The sequence below is a fragment of the Furfurilactobacillus sp. WILCCON 0119 genome (assembly GCF_053471565.1).
Genome location: NZ_JBPCCV010000004.1, coordinates 95,629 through 116,528, shown reverse-complemented (window position 1 = coordinate 116,528; position 20,900 = coordinate 95,629). Strand labels below are relative to the sequence as shown.

Genomic DNA, 20,900 nt, shown 5'->3' with positions numbered 1-20,900 from the left:
CGCACTCCATACAAGGAGTGCGGACGTCTTTTCGGTTGAAAGATTCGCATTACAATTCGTGTTGATAGCTTACATTCGTTTGCCCGTTTGCTTGCGAAACCACCCGTAGTTGATCCGGAATCTGCTCCTGCATCTCGGTCACGTGACTGATGATGCCGATCATCCGGTTGCGACCCTCAATGCTTTGTAACGCCTCCATCGCCATCTGAAGCGCTTCTTCATCAAGAGAACCAAAGCCTTCATCCACGAACAGGGCTTCGATGGAAATCCCGCCGGCCTCATTTTGAATGACCTCACCAAGGGCCAACGCCAGGGACAGCGCCGCGATGAAACTTTCACCACCGGACAGTGTGTGAACGCTCCGTGATTTACCGGCCTGATCGTCGAAGACATTGATTTCCAAACCGGTATCCGTTGTCCGTGAGCCAACGGCCGTATCCAGTTGGAACTGATGGCGGTTGCTGGTCAGGGCCGCTAACCGCACGTTTGCGACTTCCAGCACCTTTTGCAGATAGGTCTGGAGAATGTATCGTTCCAAACTCAGGTTAAGGTGATTCTTACCATTAGCAGTATCAGACAACTCCGTTAGTTGTGCCAGCGTTGTCTGCGCGGCCTTCGTTTCACCCATTCCGGTCGCCAACTTATCAGCCAACTCAACATTGCTGTTGACCAACTGGCGGTATTCATAAAAGGCAGCCTGAACCGTCTGTTGGACTGCTTGCTGGGCGTCACGAGCCGCCACCAATTCAGCCACATTGGGCCGTTTTTGCGAACCGATTTGCGCTTCAAGCGTTTCTAATTGCCCGGTCACCTTGGCCACCTGCTCAGCGTATTGCTGTTCTTGCTCACGGAGCCCCGCTAACTGCGGCAACATTGTAAGCAGTGTTTGTAGTTGTGGCAACGTTGCATCATGCGCCGTCAGGGCGTCGTTTAACACGCGTTCTGCGTCATCGCGAGCCACCGTTTGCTGGTCACGATCCGTCGTCAGGTTTTGAACCTGTGTCGCTAACCGGGTGTGGGCATCGCGGGCCGTTGCCTGCTGATCACGAAGCTGTGCTTCCGTTGCTTTAAACGTGGCACTAGCATTCTGGACGGCCTCAAGGTGCGCGTCCAGCGCCGCTAAGTCAACGTACTCAGTTGGTAAGCCATGTTGCCGTTCTGTTAACTGGGCGCTTACCGTTGCGAGCGTTGTCTGATCTGCATGAAGTGTCTCGACCAACTTTTTTTGTTGCGCTGTCTGATCTGTTTGGGTGACCGTTGCTGTGCTCAGTGTCTGCGTTAATTGCGTTCGCTGCTCAAGTTGATCAGCTAGGGCCGCTTCGTTGGCCGCTTGCTGGTTCACCTGCTCAGCGACCGCCTCATCCGCAGTTGCCAACTCAACCAACGACTCATCGGTGACGGTCGAAACAGCCGCTAGCCACGCCGTCTGCGCCGTTTCACACGCCGTTACGTGACCCGCCAGTTCATCCGTCAGTGTCCGTAGCTGTCCAGTCAATCGCTCAACCGTCGCACTAGCCTGTTGGCGCCGGGCATCCGCGGCCTTTACGTCTTCTTCGACCACCGTGGCTGTCGCTACCGGCGCCACCTGCGGATGATCCACCGCGCCACACACCGGACACGGTTCCCCGGGCACTAGCTTTGCGCTGAGTCGTTGAATCTGGGCAACGGTCCACTCGCGATCCACCGTTTCATACGCAGCGATTGCCTGCGCCTGTTCCGCTGTTGCCGTGGCTAACGTTGCCTTAACTTCAGCAATTCGGTTTGTGGTCTGCGTCACCGTTTCCTGTAACTGCTGTAAATCCGTTCGCTGTTTTTGAATGGTCGTCAATGCATGTGCATGATCTCGTAACGCAAGTTGGGCCGCCTCCAGATTGCCAAGCTTCTCCACCTGCGTCGTTGCCGTCTGAATCGTTGTGGTCGTTGCCACCTGCGCCTGTTTTAGCGCAGCGACCGCGGCCTCATCTTTTGCGACGCGTTTGCGTTGCTCAGTCACCATTTCAGTCAGCGTCGCGACCTGTTTAAACAACGGTCGTTGCTGGGTCAACGTGGTTAATTCTTGCTGGCGCTGCTGTTCTTCAGGCGCTTTTGCAACGTGTGCCATTAGGGCGGTTGTTGCCGCTTCAAGGGTTACGGTCGCCGTTTTTGAAGCCGCCGTTGTCTCTGCAAGGGTCGCCGAAGTTTTGGTTAACTGGTCAGCAGTCGCTTCCTTCGCTACCAGCAGCGGCTGCACTTCACTGGCCCAGCCTAGTTCCGTTATCTGCGCCGCTAGTGCCGCCATTTTGGGCGCCTGAGCCGTTAATTCGGCTTTAGCAGCTAATGCGTCATCACGTTGTTTAAACACCGCTAATAACGTCTCAGCCGCCTTCACCTGGTTTTCCAGCTTAGTCAATTTCGTCGTTTCGTCATCGTGGTGGTGTTGGCGTTCCGTCAGTTCCGCCGTCATCTGTTCGTTTTGGGTCGTCAATGCTTGAAGCACATCTGCCAGTGGCGCCGTTTCGTCAGGATGCTCATCCGCTTGCCACTGGATCATTTTCGCGTAGGCTGCTAATTGCGACGTCTGCCCCTGAACGGTCTGCTTCATGGCTTTCAATCGATCCGCAAGTTCAGCGGCCCAGCGCGCGTATAGATCCGTGCTAAACAGGTCAGCCAATAGCTTCTGTTTTTCATTACTGTTGGCCTCTAAAAAGTGGCGAAACTGACCTTGGGGAAGTAAAACGATCTGGGTAAACTGCTCCGGCGTTAGGTGAAGCAGATCCGTTAATTTATCTCTGACGGGGCCCACCTTGGTCCACGCCTTTTCCTGCCCATTGCGATCAGTCACCGTCAGTTCAACACTGGCGTTTTGCGTCGTCGTCCCGGTACCACGTTTTTTCGCAAGCACTTGGGCCGGCTTTCGGACAATGACGTACTGCTCCCCCTGGTGCTCAAAAATAAACGTCACCGCCGTTTCTTCCGTCGGTGTCGCAAAGTCAGAGCGCATCTGTGCAGGGTCACGGTCACCACCAGAAGACCGCCCAAATAGTGCAAAACACATCGCGTCAAAAATGGTGGTTTTTCCGGCACCCGTTTTCCCGCTGATCAAAAATAACGGTGCTTCATTAAACGCTTCAAAATCAATGGTTTGATCCCGGTACGGGCCGAAATTAACGAGTCGAATTCTAAGTGGTCGCATGGCTTATTCCTCGTGTTCCGCTTTCTGCAGGCTGTCCTTGGCCCACTGCGTTTGTTGCTCGTTCATCGTTTCCTCGTTGACGTACTCAAAAAAGTCCCCAAAGAGGGTCAACGGGGCAGCGGAAGTGTCGACCGTCGCCACCGTCGGCAACGCCTCGCGACCAAATTGCCGTTCCAAACTAACGATCCGTGGATAGACCTGGCGTAACTGGTTCATCACATCGGGAATGATGGCCTTATCCGTTAACGTCAGCCCGTAATACGCATCGCGATCCAACGTTTGATAGTAATCTGGGTCCATTAAATGTTCGAAGGAATCCGTCAGTGTGACGACATCACGTACGGGTGTCAGTGCTTCATACGTTTCCGTCATCGCCGTCGTGTCCACCACCCAAACACCCTTCGTTTCGCCAGCTTCTGATAAGGAAAACTTCACCGGCGACCCACTGTAACGCGTCCTGGGCTGGTTCAGGGCGTGGTGGTTGTGCAAATGGCCGAGCGCCACATAATCAAACGGTTCGAGTAGGTCCAGTGGCACAGCGTTTAGGCCCCCAACCACCACCTTCGTTTCTGAATCCGTCGTACTACTTCCTGCCGCAAAGAAATGGGCCACTAACACGTGCTTTTTGGCCGGATCAAAGTGTTCTTGTTGCTTTGCCACCACTAACTTCATGGCCTGTTCCACGGTTCGGATCGAATCGTCTTCAAACACATTGCGCGCCTGCCACGGTTCGAAGTACGGCAGTAAAAAGAACTGCGTGTCACCCAAATCGACCGGTTCAAACGCCCCACTAAGCTCAGTGTTTAAAAAATAGTTCGTTTGGGCGTACCATTCGCTCCCCACGTGGAGCCGGGTTGCACTATCATGGTTCCCACTGATTGCCAGTAACGGCAACTTGTTGGTCAAATTCAAATCAATGAGCATGTGATTCAACTGCGAAACGTTATCTTCACTTGGCAACGCCCGGTCGTATAAGTCACCCGCAATCACCACCGCATCGACCTGTTCGCGCAACGCAATGGCTAAAATTTGCCGGTACGCGTCTGCCTGTTCATCGTGGAGGTCGAATCCGTGGAGCTTCTTACCAATGTGCCAATCAGCCGTGTGTAAAAACTTCATGCTATCCCCTTTACTCGCTTCGTGTTGTTTCAAGTAGTCTTAGTTTACACCGTTTCGCCACCGCAAGGACGATCAAAAGTAACATCACTAAACTGACGATTCATGTCCACATTTAGCGGATCATCATACGGAATAACTGCATCAAAAAAAGAACATTCACGGCTCATTACCCATGAATGTTCCTTTTTAGCGTTTGATTGCCACTTTTTAGGTTACTTGCCGTGAGCCACACACCGTGACGGCAGTTTCGTCATCACCAGTGTTTTTTGCACCCAGTCACTTTTATGTTCAGATTGACCAGCCACTCCGCCACACTCGGTTGTTACCGTTTAAATCGTGGTCAATCGGTGCTATGGTGGGTAATTGTTCACGACTTTATTCCGCCATTAAAGTGACGCCAGCCCTAGTTTTGATCAGCCAAACATCGTACATGCACTATTGAAAATATCGTCTAATCGATCACCGTTTGCCGTCATTTGCGCTCATCATCGAAGTACGCAAAAATCCCTCATAAATCCTTTAATATCAACGCTTTAGCGTTTTAATAATCGCATTTCCGCCTAGTACATGTACTAGCACATGTACTAGGCGGAAAGCGGCGTTTTTTCATCCAAAAATGAGGTTGCAATCATCAGCCAAATTTGTTCGGTGGAATCAAAATCGAACCCGTTCGAAACGAAAAATCCGTGCTAAAATTATTGTGAATCCCTAAAATTTTTAGAGCCAAAAATGCCCGTTCAAAATTTTTAGACGCTTATTTAATTCCGTTTATTAATCTTCTTTAACTCTACCAGATTAACAACTGACCCTGTTAATCATCGTCACTTTAAATTTATTTTCAAACGGACAGTTTCTCCGTTTCACCTGTTTCATTTTCGCTATCTCCGAATATTCTTGTCACGATTCCTATTTGACCGCAACGCACATTAATCAAAATAAAGGACCCTTTTTATGCCACTAAGTGATGCTCAAAAACTCGCCCAAAAGAAATATAATGACACCCACAAAGATCGGCGCCGTTATCTTTCTTATCGAAACACCGCCAAAACATTTCTTAGAAATTACGCCACGGATAGTGATCTTGATGAATTAACAAGTTTGGTTGCTGATCGGCGCCAAATTAATAAACAATTATCCGCGTTAGCTTTAATTGAAGAATTGATCAGTGATCCTAGCTTTGAGTCCAAGACGCACGCCGCAGTGACCGTGTGGCAAAAGCCGGCCGACCTTCTTTCTCATCACCTGGCGTTGCCTAATGCCGACCCAGTTCACGTGACCACGTGGTTCACACAAACCGTGGCCACTCAGTTTGATGAGAACCTGCCCCTCGTTGAAATCGTCTTTAACGACCAAACACTCGTTTACGATGCTTTTTCCGCGCGCGATATTGTTGAATGGCTTTCCAAAACGGCAAATTAAGGCCGCCGTTATCTAAGAACCAAGTTTCACGCAAAAAAGCTCATCCAATCTGGATGAGCTTTTTTGCTAGATACAACCCTGGGTATCAGGACGAATCCTCATTGCTTTCTAATCTAGCAGACCGTCCACAAACCCCGGAATTTTCTCCAGATAAGCTGCTAAGGTAGGCCGATCTTTCATAAGAATGTCGCCCTGGTTATGCCACGTAATTTGCTTTGCACCCACTGAGGCCAACGGATAATTGACAACCCGTTCAATGGCACCATCAAACCCAACGGTCATTTCTTCGTTTGAAAGTTGAGATGTGGTCAACACAAGCGCGCCGGTTACATTTGTATGACTGACCGCCTTTCGATCGACAAAGTTAACGATTCGATTCATTAAAAAGACTTTGTCAAAAAAGCCCTTCAAAATGGCCGGCATTCCTGCCCACCATAACGGAAACAGCAAAATAATTTTATCCGTCTTTTTAATGATCTCAATATACTTAGCAACCTGTGGATCCTTGTAGTCGCCACGCCCATAAACGGACAAATCGCTTTGTGTCATCACCGGGTTAAAGCCATCCGCATTTAAATCAATCACCGTGTAGGGTTGTTTCCGTTCATCGAGGCGCTTTTTGACGGTCGTCAATTCTGCCTGGTTAAAACTTCCGTCCCACGGGTGCGCATAAATAATCGTTACTTGTTCGCTTTGCTTCATTTCAAAATCCTCCCTCACTTGATGTTATTCACCATAAACTGTAACGTTGGGTTACAGTCAACCATCAATTTTTGGGAGAAATTATGCTTAAAATCACCGAATTTGCGAAGCTTGCACAAACCACCCGTCGGACATTAATTCTTTATGATCAACAGGATATTTTTAAACCAGCGCTGACGAATGAAGAGGGCTACCGCTTCTACAATTATGATCAGCTTTATGAACTCTCATTCATTTTGACCCTCCGCTGCCTTGGCCTTTCGCTCAGTGAAATCAAACAGGTTAGCCCATCAACAAACAAAACATCACCAAACGAGCTCCTGGATAAGTTACAATCCCGGATTGATGACCAGATTCATGATCTCTTACAGATCAAACAATCACTAACCACCAGACATCAGAGCATTGTTGCCAGCGATCCGGTGCTCCACGACCACCCATACATTACCCACCGTGTCGCACAACCGTTTTGGTTTTCACCGATCCTCAAAGAATGTTCACCTCAACAAATCGCTGAAGCTTTTACAACGTTTTATCAGCACCTAGAACCCTTAGTCCTCATTAACGGCAAATGCTCAGGCTTTTTATTAACGGTTCCGCCCCTTGACCCGCATCCGTCAAAAAATTGCCCCTTTCAGTTACTTAAAGAAGCAACAAGCGTCATTAACGATGATTTTGTCGAAACCATAACCCGACCTGCTGGTGACTTTTTAGCCATTGAAACAAAGACAACTGACACTGCCATTAATCACGGCATTGATTTGCTTCGGCAATACTTAGTGGCTCATCAGTTAACTGCAAATGACAAACTTTGGCAAATTAACATGAATGAAGATATTCGACTAGCGGAGGCCACAACCGCAAAAGTTCGGCTTGAGTACCAACTTGCTCGTCATAAATAACGTCATCAAAAGAAATTCATTTAATCGCCGTAAATGAACGGCCACGTTTATCATTCAAATGTTTCATGTGAAACATCATCATTTCATCCTAATCGACCTTACCAGATGCTTACCAACGACTTCGCATCTGGTAAGGTCGTCTTTTTTAAATCACATTTTATATTGACAATTATAGTATTGATGATTATAGTATGAGCCGTAGATTTGATACTATAATTGTTAATATGAAAGCTGTGATTATCATGAAAAATAAACAAATGCTCCTTATTCTCACAATGTGCATTGGCACCTTTTTGTGTATGCTCGATACCACGGTCATGAACATTGCGCTGCCTGCCATCCAAAGTAACATGAACGTTTCCCTCGATCGGCTCTCATGGGCCCTCAACATTTACACCATTACATTTGCGGTTTTAACCATTCCGTTAGCACGGTTGGCAGATATTTTTGGTCGAAACAAAGTGTACCTCATTGGTCTTCTCACCTTTGCCATCGGCTCATTTGTTTCAGGAAATGCAGGCATTCCGGCCACCTTAATCATTGGCCGGGGCATTCAAAGTATTGGTGCTGCCATTATTTTCCCAACCAGCATGACCATCGCCATCGCTTCCACCACCCAGGCAAAACGGAAAACTGCCTTACTTACCATCGGTTTAACCCAAGGATTAGCTTCAACATTAGGGCCAACGATTGGTGGTGTTGTCACCCAATTTCTGGGGTGGCGGTGGGTTTTCTACATTAATTTACCGCTTCTTTTAATTGCTTTTGTCGGTGTTGTTCTTCAACTCCCCATTCGTAACGAAAAAAAGGTTAACGCCAAAATTGATTTTGGTGGCATGATTCTTCTCATGGTGACACTGTTTTCACTAACGTTGGCCTTAACACAAGGAACTGATTGGGGGTGGACCAGTTCACGAATCATCAGTCTGGCCGTTCTCACAATCGTCGCTTTCGTCGGTTTCATTCTCTTGGAATCGCGGGTTAAGTCACCCATGGTGCGGCTGGATCTTTTTGCCGATCGTCAATTTTCTGGCGCTGCCCTGACCGTGATTCTTGCTGGGTTGTTATTGGTCGCCGTTATGGTCATCATGCCAACCTTCTTCACCCAGGTTCAAAATAAGACAGAGCTCGTTGCGGCACTATTGATCACCCCTGCGTCCTTCATGATTTTTTTGACCTCACCCATCGCCGGAAACCTTATTGAGCATTTCGGTCCACGCCTTATTATCACCAGTGGCTTTATCGCCATGGCAGCCGGTTATGCTATTCTTGGTTACATGAATCCGGCTCATTATTGGCAGACCTTAATTGGATTAATGTTGTTGGGCATTGGCTATGGTGTTGTCATCGGTCCCATTACTGTCTTGGCTGCCTCTGATTTTGAGGGTGAAAAATTGACTGCTTCACAATCCGTTATGGGTGTTTTGCGCCAAATCGGAAACGTACTGGCCGTTGCCATTTTCGTTTCATTGTTAACGAGTAACATCAGTACCGCTAAAACAACTGCTTGGCACCAGGCCCAAAATCAAATCAATCAAACAACGTTACCGCAAAACGTTAAAACTAAAATGCTGTCTGCGACACACCAACACTTTACTGGAACCGGTGCCTCAACCACCCATCATCAGGAAAGTGGGATTTCAAAACAACAAGCAGCGCTCATTATTCGGCAACAAACGACAGCTGCAATTGCCAAGGCAAATGTTGATCAACTGCTCGCTGCCCAGCAGGCCATCATTCGCCCCAAAATTAAAACTGCCGTTACCCAAAAAGTAACGACCACGGTTGCCAATGATAATCACATCATCAAACAGACCAGCAACCACATTTCAACCCATACACATACGCTCATCAGTCAGGCCTTTCTTAGCCTTTACCGTTCTGCCTTTCCCATCACGATTAGTTTCATCTTCGTTGGGTTCATCTTCTACCGGCGCCATGATTATCAGGCGTTGATTCACCATGACGTCAAAGCAGACTAACGCTGTTTATGCTAAGCTAGACTTAATTCACCAAAGGAGTTGCCAACCATGAAAAGTCGTCACATTGTTCTTGGCATTTTAAAATCCGGTCCCCAGACTGGTTATGACATTACCCAGATGTTTCAAACAAGCTTCACCTTCTTTTTCGACAGTTCTGCCGGGATGGTCTATCCTGCCCTTCGCAAACTGGAAGCAGATGGCTTAGTGACCAAGAAGGTGGTTCCACAAGAAGGTAAGCCCGACAAAAACGTCTTTTCCATCACCCCCGCTGGTGAGCAGGAATTCGCAAATTACTTGGCGGCACCCGTGGAACCAGAGAGCATCAAATCAGATTTTTTGGCCCGCTTAATGTTTGGTGAATTTGTTGATCCAAAACAGATCTCTGACCTCGTTAAGGAAAAGATCCGCCAAGAAACAACGGAAATGAAGGTGCTTCAAGAACGCCTTGATGCTTACTTACCAAACCATGACCGCATTATGTCCGCTGGTCAAAAACTGGCTTTCGCCTATGGCATCCAGGCAAGCCAAATGAAGATCGATTTTTTCACCCAGTGGCTGGTCGATCATCCTGACGGAAAATAACGCTCTCACTAAAAGCCCCGCCATGTTGCGCTAAGTCAACATGGCGGGGCTTTCTGACGTTCTCCGTTTTGATATTGTTTAGTCCACGTTGTGGTGCTAAACTACTCGCATTACACCTGTTATGGAGGCCTTCTCATGGAACCATCTGCATTAAACCACCGCAGCATTCGTCGGTTTAAACCAGTCGCCGTCGATTATCAACGGTTGGAAGCTGTGGCCCAAGCCACCTCTTCCAGTGAATTTCTTCAGGAGTTTACACTCATTCGCATTACGGATCCACAGCTTCGTGCACGCATTGCCACCATTAGCGGGAGCCAAGTATTGTTCCAGCCCAACGGTGAGCTCTTCATTTTCGTCGTTGATACAAACCGGGATCTCCGTTTAACAACAGATCAAGACGGGCATAACTTTACCAATTGGAATGCCTTTTTGGCCGGTGCATTTGATGCAACCCTCGCCGTTCAAAACGTTCTTACCGACGCTGAGCAAAATGGTCTTGGTGGCGTTGTTTTGGGGAGTATTCTAAATGACCCCCAACAACTAATTGATTTGCTCCACCTTCCTAAGCATACATTTCCGCTGATTGGGTTAATGGTGGGGGTTCCTGATAGCGATCCTGATCAAAAGCCCCGGTTACCTAAAGAACTTGTTGTCGGCGAAAACACGTATCCAACGTTTGACCCAGCCGCGCTGGCTCAGTACGATCGTGCCATTACCGATTACTATAAACAACGCGGTGCAAACGCACGGATAGAGACTTTCACCAGTCTTGTCCAACGCCATCTGAGTGCTGATCAAAAGCACCGGGATGAAATTGGCGCCATTTTGAAAGCTCAGGGCTTTTCGCTACCACAGTCATAAACAAGAATCGCCGTTAAATGATGTGTCTTTCGCCGGCACATCATTTAACGGCCTTTTTATTCCCCGGGAAATAGAATCGCTTGCGTTAACATGATCTGGCTCCAATCGGAAGACTGAATATTGGTCTTCACACCGGCCGAAATCCGTCATCGGCTAAGAAACGTTCTTGTTTTTCTACAGCAAAGTCAATCCATTGTGGCACAAGCGATTGAAGCGTTTTTTGTTTCTGAATTTTCGAATGATCTTGCGACCGCCAAAAAGGATTCAGGCGCGATTTTCGTCCTTGTTTAGTAGATTGCATTTTTGACTTCATCAACCATCGGCTAGGACCAATCTCCCGAACCACTTTCTTTTTCGTCGAGCCTTCCTAAACAATCATTCGCTTTAAATGCGTAATTTTCTATCCTGATCAACGAGCTGTCCTCACATTCATTTTCACCAACCACACTCAACGGCAAAATCATGGCTTCAATTTGCCGGGTAAAAATCACGCTTCCATCCTAATGATTCAATCGACTCATTTATATTCTCAGTTCGCGGCACTCGTTTACGTCAAATAGGTTAACCAGTTAAATATTATTCTTTTAGATAAACTGTTATCACTTATCTGTTTAACACACCCCACTCAAAAAACGGTCGGTGTTTTTTTCTAACAGTCTTGTTTCACATGAAACAAATAGATTTGCATGTTCCTAATGTGAACATGTAAAATGAGCTTGTGCCTAACACATTATCTCGGGGGATAAATTAATGGACTCAAAAACAATTATCGCTGAAGCACAACAGACAATTGATGACCTTTACAACTTACTTTATTCACGTAAAGATCAGTCTGCTGAAATGCAGGATATTACAGATGTTTTGTTACAAGTCTACAAAACGTTACCAACCAATAAAAATCCGGAAGCGTTATTAAATCATTTGGTCAATTACATCCGCAGTGTTTCACTCGCAGGTCGCATTCATTTTCCACCGGATCAAGAGACACTCATCATCAATCTGGGGGTCATGGGGCACCGTGCCGGTTTGAACGGTTCCTACATGGCTGACTTCTCTGATAAAAGTCAATTTTATTCAATCACTGAACCTGTACCACATCGCCACTAAAAAATCGCTTAACGTTTTAAAGTCAAAACGTTAAGCGATTTTGATTACGCCAACAAGTCCTTTAGAATTTTTCTGCTAGCGTCTGCATCGTTTGCCAAGCATTGGCGTCATTTTGAACAGTCGTTGTTGCTGCCTTTAAACTAAATGAAGCAATCGGTGTGTTGACCCAGCCTGCGTCCGCTGCGGATGGGAAATGATATAGGTTAACGGTGTCACCGGTAATCGTGTACCCAAGTGCACTCAGCCCACCCGGTGTGTTAAAGACATATTCTTGGTTATCATCACCGGGAACACTAACCGCCCACGGTGACTGTTGCGTCACAACGTTTAAGGAGGAATAACCCGTTAATTGTTGAGCGGCGCTACCGGCATTCATTAAGATGAGTGCCTGCTTTTGTGCTGTCGTTAACATCGTCTGCTCTGTCGTTGTTTTAACTGCTTGTGATTTTGAAACAACGTGTGTGGTCGTTACTGGAATTGCTCCGGAAGCAACGACCGGCATTGTGGACACGCCCATCGTCCCAACTGCTAACACACCCATGATTGTCATTTTTAATAATTGCTTTTTCATGGTAATCCCTCCAAACGTCTGACTCGCTTTCTATACCTTTATATTACATCTATATTACAAAAATTACACGTTTATTTCGTTCTTTTAGGATTTCTTAACCTGCTTTATGAATCCTGTGACGCCTTTTCCATAAAAAAGGGGCGCAACCGTGGCTTCAATTACACCAGGGTTGCGTCCCTTTTACTCGCTGTTTCTGTCCCTAAGTGACAAACAGGACCTTGCCGTCATTTCAAAAACATTAAAACTACATGATAAAGCTGTGCATGTCACTAAATCACATCAGCTTCTGTCGCTCCGGCGATCTAATCACCTTTCAAATACCGCCCAGGGGTATGTAAGCTACATTTCATTATACCCCCGCCCGGTATTTAGTCGTCGTAAGTTCCCTTAACAACGAAGTATGATCCGCGGATAACCCCTGCTAACTTCGACTTCTGGTGAGCAAACTTAAACTTGGTGGCTAATTCTTCTGGAACATCCATTCCATCTGACAATTTAAAACCAACCGCCCGTTTACCGTCGGCATCGAGACTATATAAAACGTTCACAGACAAGCCATTTTCATAGAATACGTAGGTCCATCGGGTGCCCTCAACAACAAAATCAGCGACCTCTAGCGGCTTGTACGGCAGCACAATGTCACGTTCACTCAAAATGGTGGCAACACGCTGCACGAGATCTGCTCGTTCGCTAGCAGGTTCCGTTTCAAACGTCAGTTTATACTTATTCCAAAAGTACCGTGCTTCATTTGCCCGTAAACCGGCTAATGCATCAGGAACCGCTGAACTTTCTAAGCCGCTTGTTGACACCGTTTTAAAGTCAATCACAGTTGCCATGTTGTCATCCTCGTCATTTCGTTTAGTTTTATTTTTACTAGTAAAATCATACCACAATCAGCATTATTCACGGATAAATTGCCTTGCAAAACCTTCATCCCGCCACGGATTAATGTTACTGTGATAACACGATTTTCATTTTGCTCACTAGTGGCTTCATTCCTCATTTAAATTGAGGTAAGCCAGCGCCCATTATGGGTTCAAACGGAGGTTTCACGTGAAACTTATTATCTCACCCGCTAAAAAAATGACCGTTGATACCGACAGTTTTGACGTCGCATCACGACCACAACTATTACCAGAAACAACTCAGCTCCTCGCCACACTGCAACATATGAGCTATCCAGAGCTCCACGAACTGTGGCACTGTAGCGATCGGTTAGCACAACAAGCTTACCAACAGCTTCAACGCACCACTTTAACCGACCAGTTGACCCCAGCAATCCTCGCCTACTCCGGCATTCAGTACCAGCACATGGCCCCCGGCGTTTTCACGGCGTCTGCACTGGATTACGTCCAAGAACATCTCCGGATCCTTTCGGGCTTCTACGGCGCGCTCAGGCCGTTTGACGGCATTGTCCCTTACCGCTTAGAAATGCAAGCGGCCCTGCCTGTAAACGAACACCCGAATTTATACGACTTCTGGGGTGCAAAACCCAAGCAGGCCCTGCAATTACACGACGAACCCATCATTAACCTTGCGTCACAGGAGTACAGCAAGGTCATCCGCCGCCACTTACAGCCAACCGAACCCATCATCGACATTCGTTTTGGCCATGTGGTTGATGGCAAAATAAAAACCCGGGCCACGTTTGCAAAAATGGCTCGGGGTGAGATGGTGCGCTTCCTTGCAGAAAACAACATCACCCAATTGGACGATCTTAAACAATTTTCTTGGTCAAACTACCACTTTGTTGCGCAAGAATCCTCCGCAACAACATTTGTCTTCCTTCATTAACGCACTGTGCGATACCCAACGTGGGCGGCGGTTGGTACCTGATCCCAGGCGACCGGGTAGCCAGCGCCATGCGCACAGAACACTGAATCCGGCGTGTTATCTAGGTCACTTACCGGCTGATAATCAGCAGCCTCGATGACTTCTTGCGCGTTATGACACGGTCGGTACCCGGCAACAACACAGTCTAGTTGCCCCGTCCCATGCGTATAGGACTGCACGTCTCTGGCGTAATCCTGCATGGTTGCAACCGGAGCGGTCCCCGTTAGGAGCGTTTGTTCACCCACCGTTTCAGGCGTTGTAAACGTCCCGTTCATTCGCTGAATGTCATTCATGGCGCGCCCAACATTGTCCTGGTTCACCGTTAGTCGAAAATGGTACCACGGTTCAAGTAACTGATTACCGCCCGTCGCGCGTTTCATCATTAAGCCTTGGCGAACTGCACGCCAGGTGGCCTCACGAAAATCACCACCGACTGAGTGAACGGTACTTGCCCGCCCATTAATTAGCGTGATCTTCACGTCTGTTAGTGGCGCCCCGACAAGCACCCCACGATGTTCCTTCGCATTAAGGCTCGTTAAAACCTGGTGTTGCCAGTTTTTACCCAGCACATCCACCGGGCAGTCCGTCGCAAACGTCAGCCCACTTCCTGGTTCTCCTGGCGCCATTAATAGGTGAACTTCCGCATAATGCCGGAGCGGTTCAAAGTGACCCACCCCTTCAACTGGTTGGGTCAGCGTTTCGCGGTAAAGAATGCCCCCTTCACCAAAATTAACGGTCAGTCCAAAACGTAGTCGCAGTTGTTCCTGAAGAACTTCCAGCTGAATCGGCCCCATGAGTTGGACCCGAATCTCTTGAACCTGTTCGGCCCACGTCACGTGCAATTGTGGGTCCTCATCTTCTAATTGGCGTAACGCCGTAAGGTACGGATGGGCATCTTGTCCATCCAGTTGAACTGCGTAGTCCAAAACAGGTTGTAGAACTGCCGTGGGGCTGTCTGGTGTTGTTCCTAAACCTTGACCTGGATAGGTGTCGGTCAACCCAACGATGGCCCCCACACGCCCTGCCGTTAGCTCAGGGACCATGGTACTCTTGGCCCCGTTATAAACGAGCAGTTGATCCGCCTTTTGGTCCGGTAAAACGGTTGCCTTTGTCACTAATGAACCACCCGTGACACGAACCCACGTTAACCGATCGTTCCGGTCGTTATGTGAAATCTTGAAAACACGCGCACCAAATTCGGCCTCCGCTGGTGTTTCAACCGTCCACCGGTTCAATCCAGCTAATAGTTCTGGCACACCGGTCATTTTTAACCCCGCACCAAAGTAACACGGAAAGACATCCCGTTGCCGGATGAGCCGTTGGATCGTTTTATCTGCGAGCACACCGGTTGTCATTAATTCATCAAGAGCCGGTTCATCCTGCATCGCGATGGCTTCAGCCGTTTCTTCAGGAAGCGCCCCCGTCCAATCAAACGGCACACAGCCATCGCTCAGGGTCGTTTGAAGCTGGTCAATTAGGGCGTTTTTCTCCACACCCACGGCGTCCATCTTGTTTACAAAGATCACCGTGGGCACGTCATAATGTTGCAACAGCTGCCACAACGTTTGCGTATAGCCTTGCACCCCATCCGGCGCCGAAACCACCAAAATTGCGTAGTCTAAGACCGGTAAAATTTGTTCCATTTGGGCGGCAAAATCGACGTGACCCGGTGTGTCCAACAACGTCAATTCGAGGTCGTCAAACTGAACCTGAGCTTGATGAGAAAAAATCGTGATGCCCCGCTTCTTTTCAAGTGCATCCGGATCTAAAAAGGCATCGCCATTGTCGACACGCCCTAACGTTCTAACTGTTCCTGTCTGGTACAGCATCGCCTCTGATAACGTCGTCTTTCCCGCGTCCACGTGGGCCACAATTCCGGCAACAATGTGTTTCAAATGAAGATCCTCCCGTTCGTTTGACCTACTCAATTTCTTTGAGTAACTCGATCTTAGCGTCCAACGTGCGACTGACTTCCTGAAGGGCCGCAATTTTGTCGTTCACTTCTGCCTGATATTTTTCCATAAACAGGCGTCGTTCATGATACGTCGTTGACAACCCACCGTTTGCGTCAATAAACTGGTGCATTTCAACGATCGACACCCCTAACTGCCGCAGATAGCCAACCAATTTTAACCATTCAATATCTTGTTTTGTGTACTGCCGATAACCATATTGATCACGTTTAATGGGCGTGATTAACCCCTGCTTCTCATAAAAACGCAACGTGTCAATGCTTAGGCCCGTTTGTTCAGCAGCCACCTTGCTTAAATAAGTCTCTGTCATAATGTGCAATATACCATAAACTTGCTATGGAGTTAACTCGATAGTGTACGGTTATCCCATTATTTTTCATGAATGGCGTTAACCAACATGTCTCTCAATAATCAACCATTAACGGTTTTGGTCACCGGCGGCACTTCTGGCGTCGGTCGCCAAACGGCAAAAGATCTCGCACGCCGCGGTGTTCACGTTGTTTTAGTCAGTCGTGATCGACAGCGTGGTCTCAAAACCGCCGCGACGTTTGGACATTCAAACGTTGAGGTCTTGGTTGCCGACCTGACCTCACAAGATAGCGTCAATCAACTCATCGAAACCTGTCATGATCGTTTTGATCACCTAGACGGCCTCGTCAACGCGGCCGGTGGCGTTTCTTCACACCTCGTTAAAACTGCCGATGGGCTTGACCAAAATCTCGCCCTAAACTACACGGCATCCTACCAATTAACAACCGGCCTTCTTGATCTCCTAATAGCAGCCCCTCAAGGACGGGTCATTACAGTGGCAGCGTTGCCTGCCATCATCCGTTTAGCACCCGTTATGCTTCCAACGCTGACGCCACGGACACCCTATAAAGCGAGCCGGGTCCTCAGTGAAACACTAAGTGCCCGAATTTTGGCCACTCTGTGGTTTGCCGACCGTTTTTCACATACAAACGTGACCTTTAACCTCTTTCATCCCGGGAGCGTTCCTGAATCACATTTCGGTGACACCACTTCACCTGTCACCCGGATAATGGGCCGTTTACTCGCAAAATTATCAGCTAAAAATACTGAGATTGGCGCGCGGTTGATGATAGCGCCACAAATCAATCGCGTTAGCGGGGTACTATTCGATGAACACATGAGACAAATTACCTTACCTAAAAAATATAGTGCGTCTAATGTTGCTAAAGTGATGTACATCACCCATCAGCTACTTGATTAATCACAAAAAGTGCCACCCGTTGTTTCACATGAAACAACGGGTGGCACTTTTAACATCACTTATTTGGTTGTTGCTTCGTACCGGGCAATCACGTCATTGCAAGCTGCAACGATGTCCTCGCCGTTTGGCATGTCCTTATAGAACACCGGTGCGTGATCAACGTCACGGGGTTTAAACTTGTTAACGCCGTAAGCGACAACCACGTTCTTCCCGAGAACGGGACTGCCAAGGTTCTCCCACCGTTGGGTCGCCTTGTTGTAGGTCTGGTTAGCACCGATCGTGACGTTTTGAAAGATCACAACGCCCGCAGATAGTTTAGCGGCTGCGATCGTGCAGCCCTTTCCGTTGTGTGCAAACTGGACGCTTTCATCCACCTGAACACAGTTGATTTCGCAGTTATATTGTTGTTGCAGTTGTTCAGCCGCAAGTGCACGGGCGGCCGCATCTTCTGAAAAGCAGTTTAGGTTAAATAGTGTTTTAAAATGAGTCATAATTAGTCCTCCGTAAGATTGAACTGTGTCAGCACACGGCCACGGCTGTGTGCTTCTTTAGCATAGTGTTGGGCGGTCTTGATCTCAGTTACTGGAAAAACACGATCAATCGGTGCCACCAATTCGCCAGTCGCCAACTGATCAATAAAGTGTCGGTACGCGGCTGCATCAAAATCTTCATGAACAAACTTGAAGGCGCCTGCGGTTGAAAATTGTTGTAGCGCAATGGAAACAATTTCGGCTTCTGGTAATTGTATCAATAGCTGGTTCAACAGTGCTTCACTCCCCGTAATGTCAATAATCAGGCTATGTTTGGCCAACGCTGGTAACGTTGCAGTTGTATACGACGCAACGGTTGGTAATTGTTCATTAAAGTAGGCCGTGCTGGCTTCTGAAACAATCGGCCATACCGGCCGCGCTTCATCATGAAGCATCTGGAGCAAGTACAGCCCAATAACTGAGTTAGCACCAGTGATCACGATGTTTGTTGCCTGACTTTGCTTGATTTCAGTCAGTAACCGCAGCGCGGTTCCTGGGCCAGCCGTTAGTGCCGCCGCACTTTTATTATCGACAGTTTCTGGCAGTGGAAAGATAAAATCAGGGTTTGTCGAGCTCACATACTGGCTGTAAGAGCCCGCCGGATTCATCACTAACACCCGCCGGTCCAGCAAGGCCTGGTCACGGTCAGCACCAACTTCCACGATGCGACCAACGCCACCGATTCCAATGACCCGTGGTAACGCCGCCAACTGTTCGTGCGTTGCGTGCGGATCAGACTCCCGTTTCCAATCGGTTGGGACCACCGGTAAAATATCCATTGCGATCATCACACTGGCTGGTGTTACCTCAGGAACAGGTTGTTGCCAAAGTTCAAGCCCATCGATGCCGTTAAAGTTAGTTTGCATAATTGATAGCATGTTCATCACTCCTTTGTGAATTGTCCGTTCAACGTTTTTAGTAACACGTTGTATCTATATTCCATAGAATACACGCATTTTTAAACAAATCAACTATTTTAATTACATTTTGTTTCTAAAAATAAAAAATGTGGTTCAGTAATGCTATACTTAACCCAATTAAACCCATAAGTGAGGCGCACCATGACCGAAAAAAAAAGAGCCCCGCGGAAAACTAACCGGGAACTCACCGAGACAATTTTTAAAACGACAACGGCAATTTTAGAAAACGAGGGCTACGAAAACGTCACCTTCAATAACGTCGCTCGTCAATCTGGCGTTGGCCGCCCTGTTTTATACCGGCGGTGGCAGACACCGTTTGAACTCCTCCTTGACGCTGAGGACTACTTTGACGATCAGGACGTTGATTCATTTGAGAACATTGATTTTTCTGGCCACCCATTACGAGAAAACATCATCAATAGTCTTGCCCACTTCGACAGCACCCGTCCGTTTATGCGTGCCGTCCTCATCGAATTGGGAAAGGATAACCCTGTCGTCAACCAGTACTTTAACGATCTCCATCAGCAGCAATTAACGATCATGAACGGCATGCTTCATCAGGCAATAGCGGATGGTGAAATCAGCACTCCCGTCACAGAGACCGTTAAATTGCTGCCGTTTAACATGCTTCTTTATCAAGCCATGGTGAATCAGGACGGGCTGTCGCTCGCCTACATCACGGAGTTAGTGGATACGGTCGTTTTACCAGCAATCATGGCGCAACAAGAATAACGTCGCAATGCGTCGTTTACCTGCTATACTTTTCCTATTACTACAACAAAATGCGCACCAATTAGGAGTTTATTCATGAATGAAATTTTAAAGGCCCAGTTTTTTGTCGATGACCTGTCCGATGACCAAAAGGCTGTGATCACAAACATCAACGATTACATTAGCCAAGGGCTCAAGCACACCCCTTCATCCGTTGCCATTATCCAGGGGGCAGCTGGCACCGGGAAGTCTGTCGTTCTCATGGAACTGGTGCGCCAGTACATGACGGACCACCGTTACAAAACGGCCCTCGTCGTTAACCACCCTGAGCTGTACAAGGCTTATCAGGACATTGCTGAATCAATCCCCAACATGAACGTCAATGCCATTCGGCGCCCAACTGCGCTGATTAACGACGCACAAAAGAACCATAAAAAGTACGACATCATCTTCGTTGATGAAGCGCACCTGTTGTATTCCAAGTCAGAACCCTACGCGCATTACCGCGGTCAAAACCAGCTCACCGATTTGATGGCCCTCGCTAAGGTCGTTGTGGTCGTTTACGATTTCGACCAAGTTTTCCAATCAAAGATGTACTGGGATAAAAAGCTCCTTTTCGACACCATCGGGAGCCACCCGTACAAACAGTTTGACATGAACTTTCAGTACCGGATGGTTGCCAGCGATGAGCAGGTGGCCTGGATGGACGATCTCACGGAAGAAAAGCCAATGAAACCATTCCCAGATAACAGCGACTTTGAGTTTAAAGTCTTTGATACCGCTGGGGAGATGTTTGAAACCATCAAAAAGCGCAATAAAGAGGTTGGGATGAGTCGGATGGTTGCGACTTCCGGTTTCCCACGCATTGACGGTCGGCACAACGTCGAGATGGATTCCTTCAGTTTACCGTGGGACGAATGGGACCCACAACGGACCCACTGGGCTAAACGTGAAGGTTCCCTCACCCAGGTCGGAACCATTTACACCCTCCAAGGCTTCGACCTAAACTACGTCGGCATGGTCATCGGCCCCTCGTTTGGTTACGATGAAAAAACCGACACCATGACGATCTTACCCGAGAAATATTCCCATAAAGAAGTGTTCAAAAAGCGCAAGGACATCAAGTTTACTAACGACGAATATAAAGTTTTCATCGCCAATGTCCTTAACGTGCTCATGAAACGGGGAAAGTACGGTATGTACTTAACCGCGTATGATGACGCGTTGCGGCACCGTTTAGTCGACTTGTACGAAAACGGAAAATAAGCACCATTAATGACCAACT

The 20,900-nt window shown here is 47.8% G+C and carries 20 protein-coding genes; 10 read left to right on the top strand and 10 right to left on the bottom strand.

Annotated elements, in window-relative coordinates; all coding sequences use genetic code 11:
- Positions 1–49: 49 nt before the first annotated feature.
- Both ACRYI5_RS07675 and ACRYI5_RS07670 read right to left on the bottom strand, forming a co-directional pair.
- The gene (locus tag ACRYI5_RS07675; protein WP_448224872.1) at positions 50–3,172 is read right to left on the bottom strand and encodes an AAA family ATPase; all 3,123 of its coding nucleotides are present in this window, start codon (positions 3,170–3,172) and stop codon (positions 50–52) included.
- A 3-nt stretch (positions 3,173–3,175) separates the two neighbouring features.
- Positions 3,176–4,291 carry an exonuclease SbcCD subunit D gene (locus ACRYI5_RS07670; RefSeq protein WP_448224871.1) on the bottom strand — a complete coding sequence of 372 codons (1,116 nt, stop codon included), beginning with the start codon at positions 4,289–4,291 and terminating at the stop codon, positions 3,176–3,178.
- A 951-nt stretch (positions 4,292–5,242) separates the two neighbouring features.
- On the opposite strand from ACRYI5_RS07670, the gene ACRYI5_RS07665 reads away from it, so the two are divergent.
- Entirely contained in the window at positions 5,243–5,710 is a 468-nt protein-coding gene (locus tag ACRYI5_RS07665) for a hypothetical protein (RefSeq protein ID WP_448224870.1), read from the top strand.
- 108 nt (positions 5,711–5,818) lie between these two features.
- Here the strand turns inward: ACRYI5_RS07665 and ACRYI5_RS07660 are convergent, their stop codons facing one another.
- Positions 5,819–6,412 (bottom strand): NAD(P)H-dependent oxidoreductase, encoded by a 594-nt coding sequence (locus ACRYI5_RS07660; RefSeq protein ID WP_448224869.1) that lies wholly within the window; start codon positions 6,410–6,412, stop codon positions 5,819–5,821.
- An 83-nt stretch (positions 6,413–6,495) separates the two neighbouring features.
- Here ACRYI5_RS07660 and ACRYI5_RS07655 point away from each other — a divergent pair, with 83 nt between their 5' ends.
- The 4 genes from ACRYI5_RS07655 (at position 6,496) to ACRYI5_RS07640 (ending at position 10,739) form a co-directional block, all read left to right on the top strand.
- Entirely contained in the window at positions 6,496–7,314 is an 819-nt protein-coding gene (locus ACRYI5_RS07655) for a MerR family transcriptional regulator (protein WP_448224868.1), read from the top strand.
- A 242-nt stretch (positions 7,315–7,556) separates the two neighbouring features.
- On the top strand, positions 7,557–9,296 hold the full coding sequence (locus ACRYI5_RS07650; RefSeq protein ID WP_448224867.1) for an MFS transporter: 1,740 nt from the start codon (positions 7,557–7,559) through the stop codon (positions 9,294–9,296).
- Positions 9,297–9,344: 48 nt separating this feature from the next.
- A complete protein-coding gene (locus ACRYI5_RS07645; RefSeq protein ID WP_448224866.1) occupies positions 9,345–9,878 on the top strand; it encodes a PadR family transcriptional regulator in 534 nt (177 codons plus the stop codon).
- Between the two features lie 135 nt (positions 9,879–10,013).
- Complete coding sequence (locus ACRYI5_RS07640; protein WP_448224865.1) at positions 10,014–10,739, top strand: nitroreductase family protein; 726 nt, start codon at positions 10,014–10,016, stop codon at positions 10,737–10,739.
- Between the two features lie 323 nt (positions 10,740–11,062).
- Here ACRYI5_RS07640 and ACRYI5_RS07635 read toward each other — a convergent pair whose 3' ends face one another.
- Positions 11,063–11,230 (bottom strand): hypothetical protein, encoded by a 168-nt coding sequence (locus ACRYI5_RS07635; RefSeq protein ID WP_448224864.1) that lies wholly within the window; start codon positions 11,228–11,230, stop codon positions 11,063–11,065.
- A gap of 259 nt (positions 11,231–11,489) precedes the next feature.
- Between ACRYI5_RS07635 and ACRYI5_RS07630 the strand changes: the two genes are divergently transcribed.
- Positions 11,490–11,846: a bacteriocin immunity protein gene (locus tag ACRYI5_RS07630; RefSeq protein WP_448224863.1), complete on the top strand. Its 357-nt coding sequence runs from the start codon at positions 11,490–11,492 to the stop codon at positions 11,844–11,846.
- Between the two features lie 61 nt (positions 11,847–11,907).
- Here ACRYI5_RS07630 and ACRYI5_RS07625 read toward each other — a convergent pair whose 3' ends face one another.
- Both ACRYI5_RS07625 and ACRYI5_RS07620 read right to left on the bottom strand, forming a co-directional pair.
- Entirely contained in the window at positions 11,908–12,417 is a 510-nt protein-coding gene (locus ACRYI5_RS07625; RefSeq protein ID WP_448224862.1) for a hypothetical protein, read from the bottom strand.
- 368 nt (positions 12,418–12,785) lie between these two features.
- Positions 12,786–13,253 (bottom strand): phage tail protein, encoded by a 468-nt coding sequence (locus tag ACRYI5_RS07620; RefSeq protein ID WP_448224861.1) that lies wholly within the window; start codon positions 13,251–13,253, stop codon positions 12,786–12,788.
- Between the two features lie 217 nt (positions 13,254–13,470).
- Between ACRYI5_RS07620 and yaaA the strand changes: the two genes are divergently transcribed.
- On the top strand, positions 13,471–14,211 hold the full coding sequence (gene yaaA, locus ACRYI5_RS07615; protein WP_448224860.1) for a peroxide stress protein YaaA: 741 nt from the start codon (positions 13,471–13,473) through the stop codon (positions 14,209–14,211).
- Here yaaA and ACRYI5_RS07610 read toward each other — a convergent pair.
- Positions 14,208–16,145: a GTP-binding protein gene (locus ACRYI5_RS07610; protein ID WP_448224859.1), complete on the bottom strand. Its 1,938-nt coding sequence runs from the start codon at positions 16,143–16,145 to the stop codon at positions 14,208–14,210. The genes yaaA and ACRYI5_RS07610 overlap by 4 nt on opposite strands.
- A 25-nt stretch (positions 16,146–16,170) precedes the next feature.
- Complete coding sequence (locus ACRYI5_RS07605; RefSeq protein WP_448224858.1) at positions 16,171–16,533, bottom strand: MerR family transcriptional regulator; 363 nt, start codon at positions 16,531–16,533, stop codon at positions 16,171–16,173.
- A gap of 87 nt (positions 16,534–16,620) precedes the next feature.
- On the opposite strand from ACRYI5_RS07605, the gene ACRYI5_RS07600 reads away from it, so the two are divergent.
- Entirely contained in the window at positions 16,621–17,454 is an 834-nt protein-coding gene (locus tag ACRYI5_RS07600) for an SDR family NAD(P)-dependent oxidoreductase (protein ID WP_448224857.1), read from the top strand.
- 59 nt (positions 17,455–17,513) lie between these two features.
- On the opposite strand, the gene ACRYI5_RS07595 is transcribed toward ACRYI5_RS07600, so the two are convergent.
- Positions 17,514–17,945 (bottom strand): serine acetyltransferase, encoded by a 432-nt coding sequence (locus tag ACRYI5_RS07595; RefSeq protein WP_448224856.1) that lies wholly within the window; start codon positions 17,943–17,945, stop codon positions 17,514–17,516.
- Positions 17,946–17,947: 2 nt separating this feature from the next.
- Positions 17,948–18,862, bottom strand: coding sequence for a quinone oxidoreductase family protein (locus tag ACRYI5_RS07590; protein WP_448224855.1), 915 nt, complete (start codon positions 18,860–18,862; stop codon positions 17,948–17,950).
- A 183-nt stretch (positions 18,863–19,045) separates the two neighbouring features.
- Here ACRYI5_RS07590 and ACRYI5_RS07585 point away from each other — a divergent pair, with 183 nt between their 5' ends.
- A complete protein-coding gene (locus ACRYI5_RS07585; RefSeq protein ID WP_448224854.1) occupies positions 19,046–19,636 on the top strand; it encodes a TetR/AcrR family transcriptional regulator in 591 nt (196 codons plus the stop codon).
- A 75-nt stretch (positions 19,637–19,711) separates the two neighbouring features.
- Entirely contained in the window at positions 19,712–20,881 is a 1,170-nt protein-coding gene (locus tag ACRYI5_RS07580; protein ID WP_407880892.1) for a DUF2075 domain-containing protein, read from the top strand.
- The last annotated feature ends 19 nt before the right edge of the window (positions 20,882–20,900 follow it).

Coding starts and splice junctions, on each gene's coding strand:
- ACRYI5_RS07655 (WP_448224868.1), top strand. CDS start 6,496: ATGCTTAAAATCACCGAATTTGCGAAGCTTGCACAAACCACCCGTCGG.
- ACRYI5_RS07580 (WP_407880892.1), top strand. CDS start 19,712: ATGAATGAAATTTTAAAGGCCCAGTTTTTTGTCGATGACCTGTCCGAT.
- ACRYI5_RS07675 (WP_448224872.1), bottom strand. CDS start 3,172: ATGCGACCACTTAGAATTCGACTCGTTAATTTCGGCCCGTACCGGGAT.
- ACRYI5_RS07645 (WP_448224866.1), top strand. CDS start 9,345: ATGAAAAGTCGTCACATTGTTCTTGGCATTTTAAAATCCGGTCCCCAG.
- ACRYI5_RS07600 (WP_448224857.1), top strand. CDS start 16,621: ATGTCTCTCAATAATCAACCATTAACGGTTTTGGTCACCGGCGGCACT.
- ACRYI5_RS07585 (WP_448224854.1), top strand. CDS start 19,046: ATGACCGAAAAAAAAAGAGCCCCGCGGAAAACTAACCGGGAACTCACC.
- ACRYI5_RS07595 (WP_448224856.1), bottom strand. CDS start 17,945: ATGACTCATTTTAAAACACTATTTAACCTAAACTGCTTTTCAGAAGAT.
- ACRYI5_RS07650 (WP_448224867.1), top strand. CDS start 7,557: ATGAAAAATAAACAAATGCTCCTTATTCTCACAATGTGCATTGGCACC.
- ACRYI5_RS07620 (WP_448224861.1), bottom strand. CDS start 13,253: ATGGCAACTGTGATTGACTTTAAAACGGTGTCAACAAGCGGCTTAGAA.
- ACRYI5_RS07665 (WP_448224870.1), top strand. CDS start 5,243: ATGCCACTAAGTGATGCTCAAAAACTCGCCCAAAAGAAATATAATGAC.
- ACRYI5_RS07625 (WP_448224862.1), bottom strand. CDS start 12,417: ATGAAAAAGCAATTATTAAAAATGACAATCATGGGTGTGTTAGCAGTT.
- ACRYI5_RS07590 (WP_448224855.1), bottom strand. CDS start 18,862: ATGCTATCAATTATGCAAACTAACTTTAACGGCATCGATGGGCTTGAA.
- ACRYI5_RS07640 (WP_448224865.1), top strand. CDS start 10,014: ATGGAACCATCTGCATTAAACCACCGCAGCATTCGTCGGTTTAAACCA.
- ACRYI5_RS07605 (WP_448224858.1), bottom strand. CDS start 16,533: ATGACAGAGACTTATTTAAGCAAGGTGGCTGCTGAACAAACGGGCCTA.
- ACRYI5_RS07660 (WP_448224869.1), bottom strand. CDS start 6,412: ATGAAGCAAAGCGAACAAGTAACGATTATTTATGCGCACCCGTGGGAC.
- ACRYI5_RS07670 (WP_448224871.1), bottom strand. CDS start 4,291: ATGAAGTTTTTACACACGGCTGATTGGCACATTGGTAAGAAGCTCCAC.
- ACRYI5_RS07630 (WP_448224863.1), top strand. CDS start 11,490: ATGGACTCAAAAACAATTATCGCTGAAGCACAACAGACAATTGATGAC.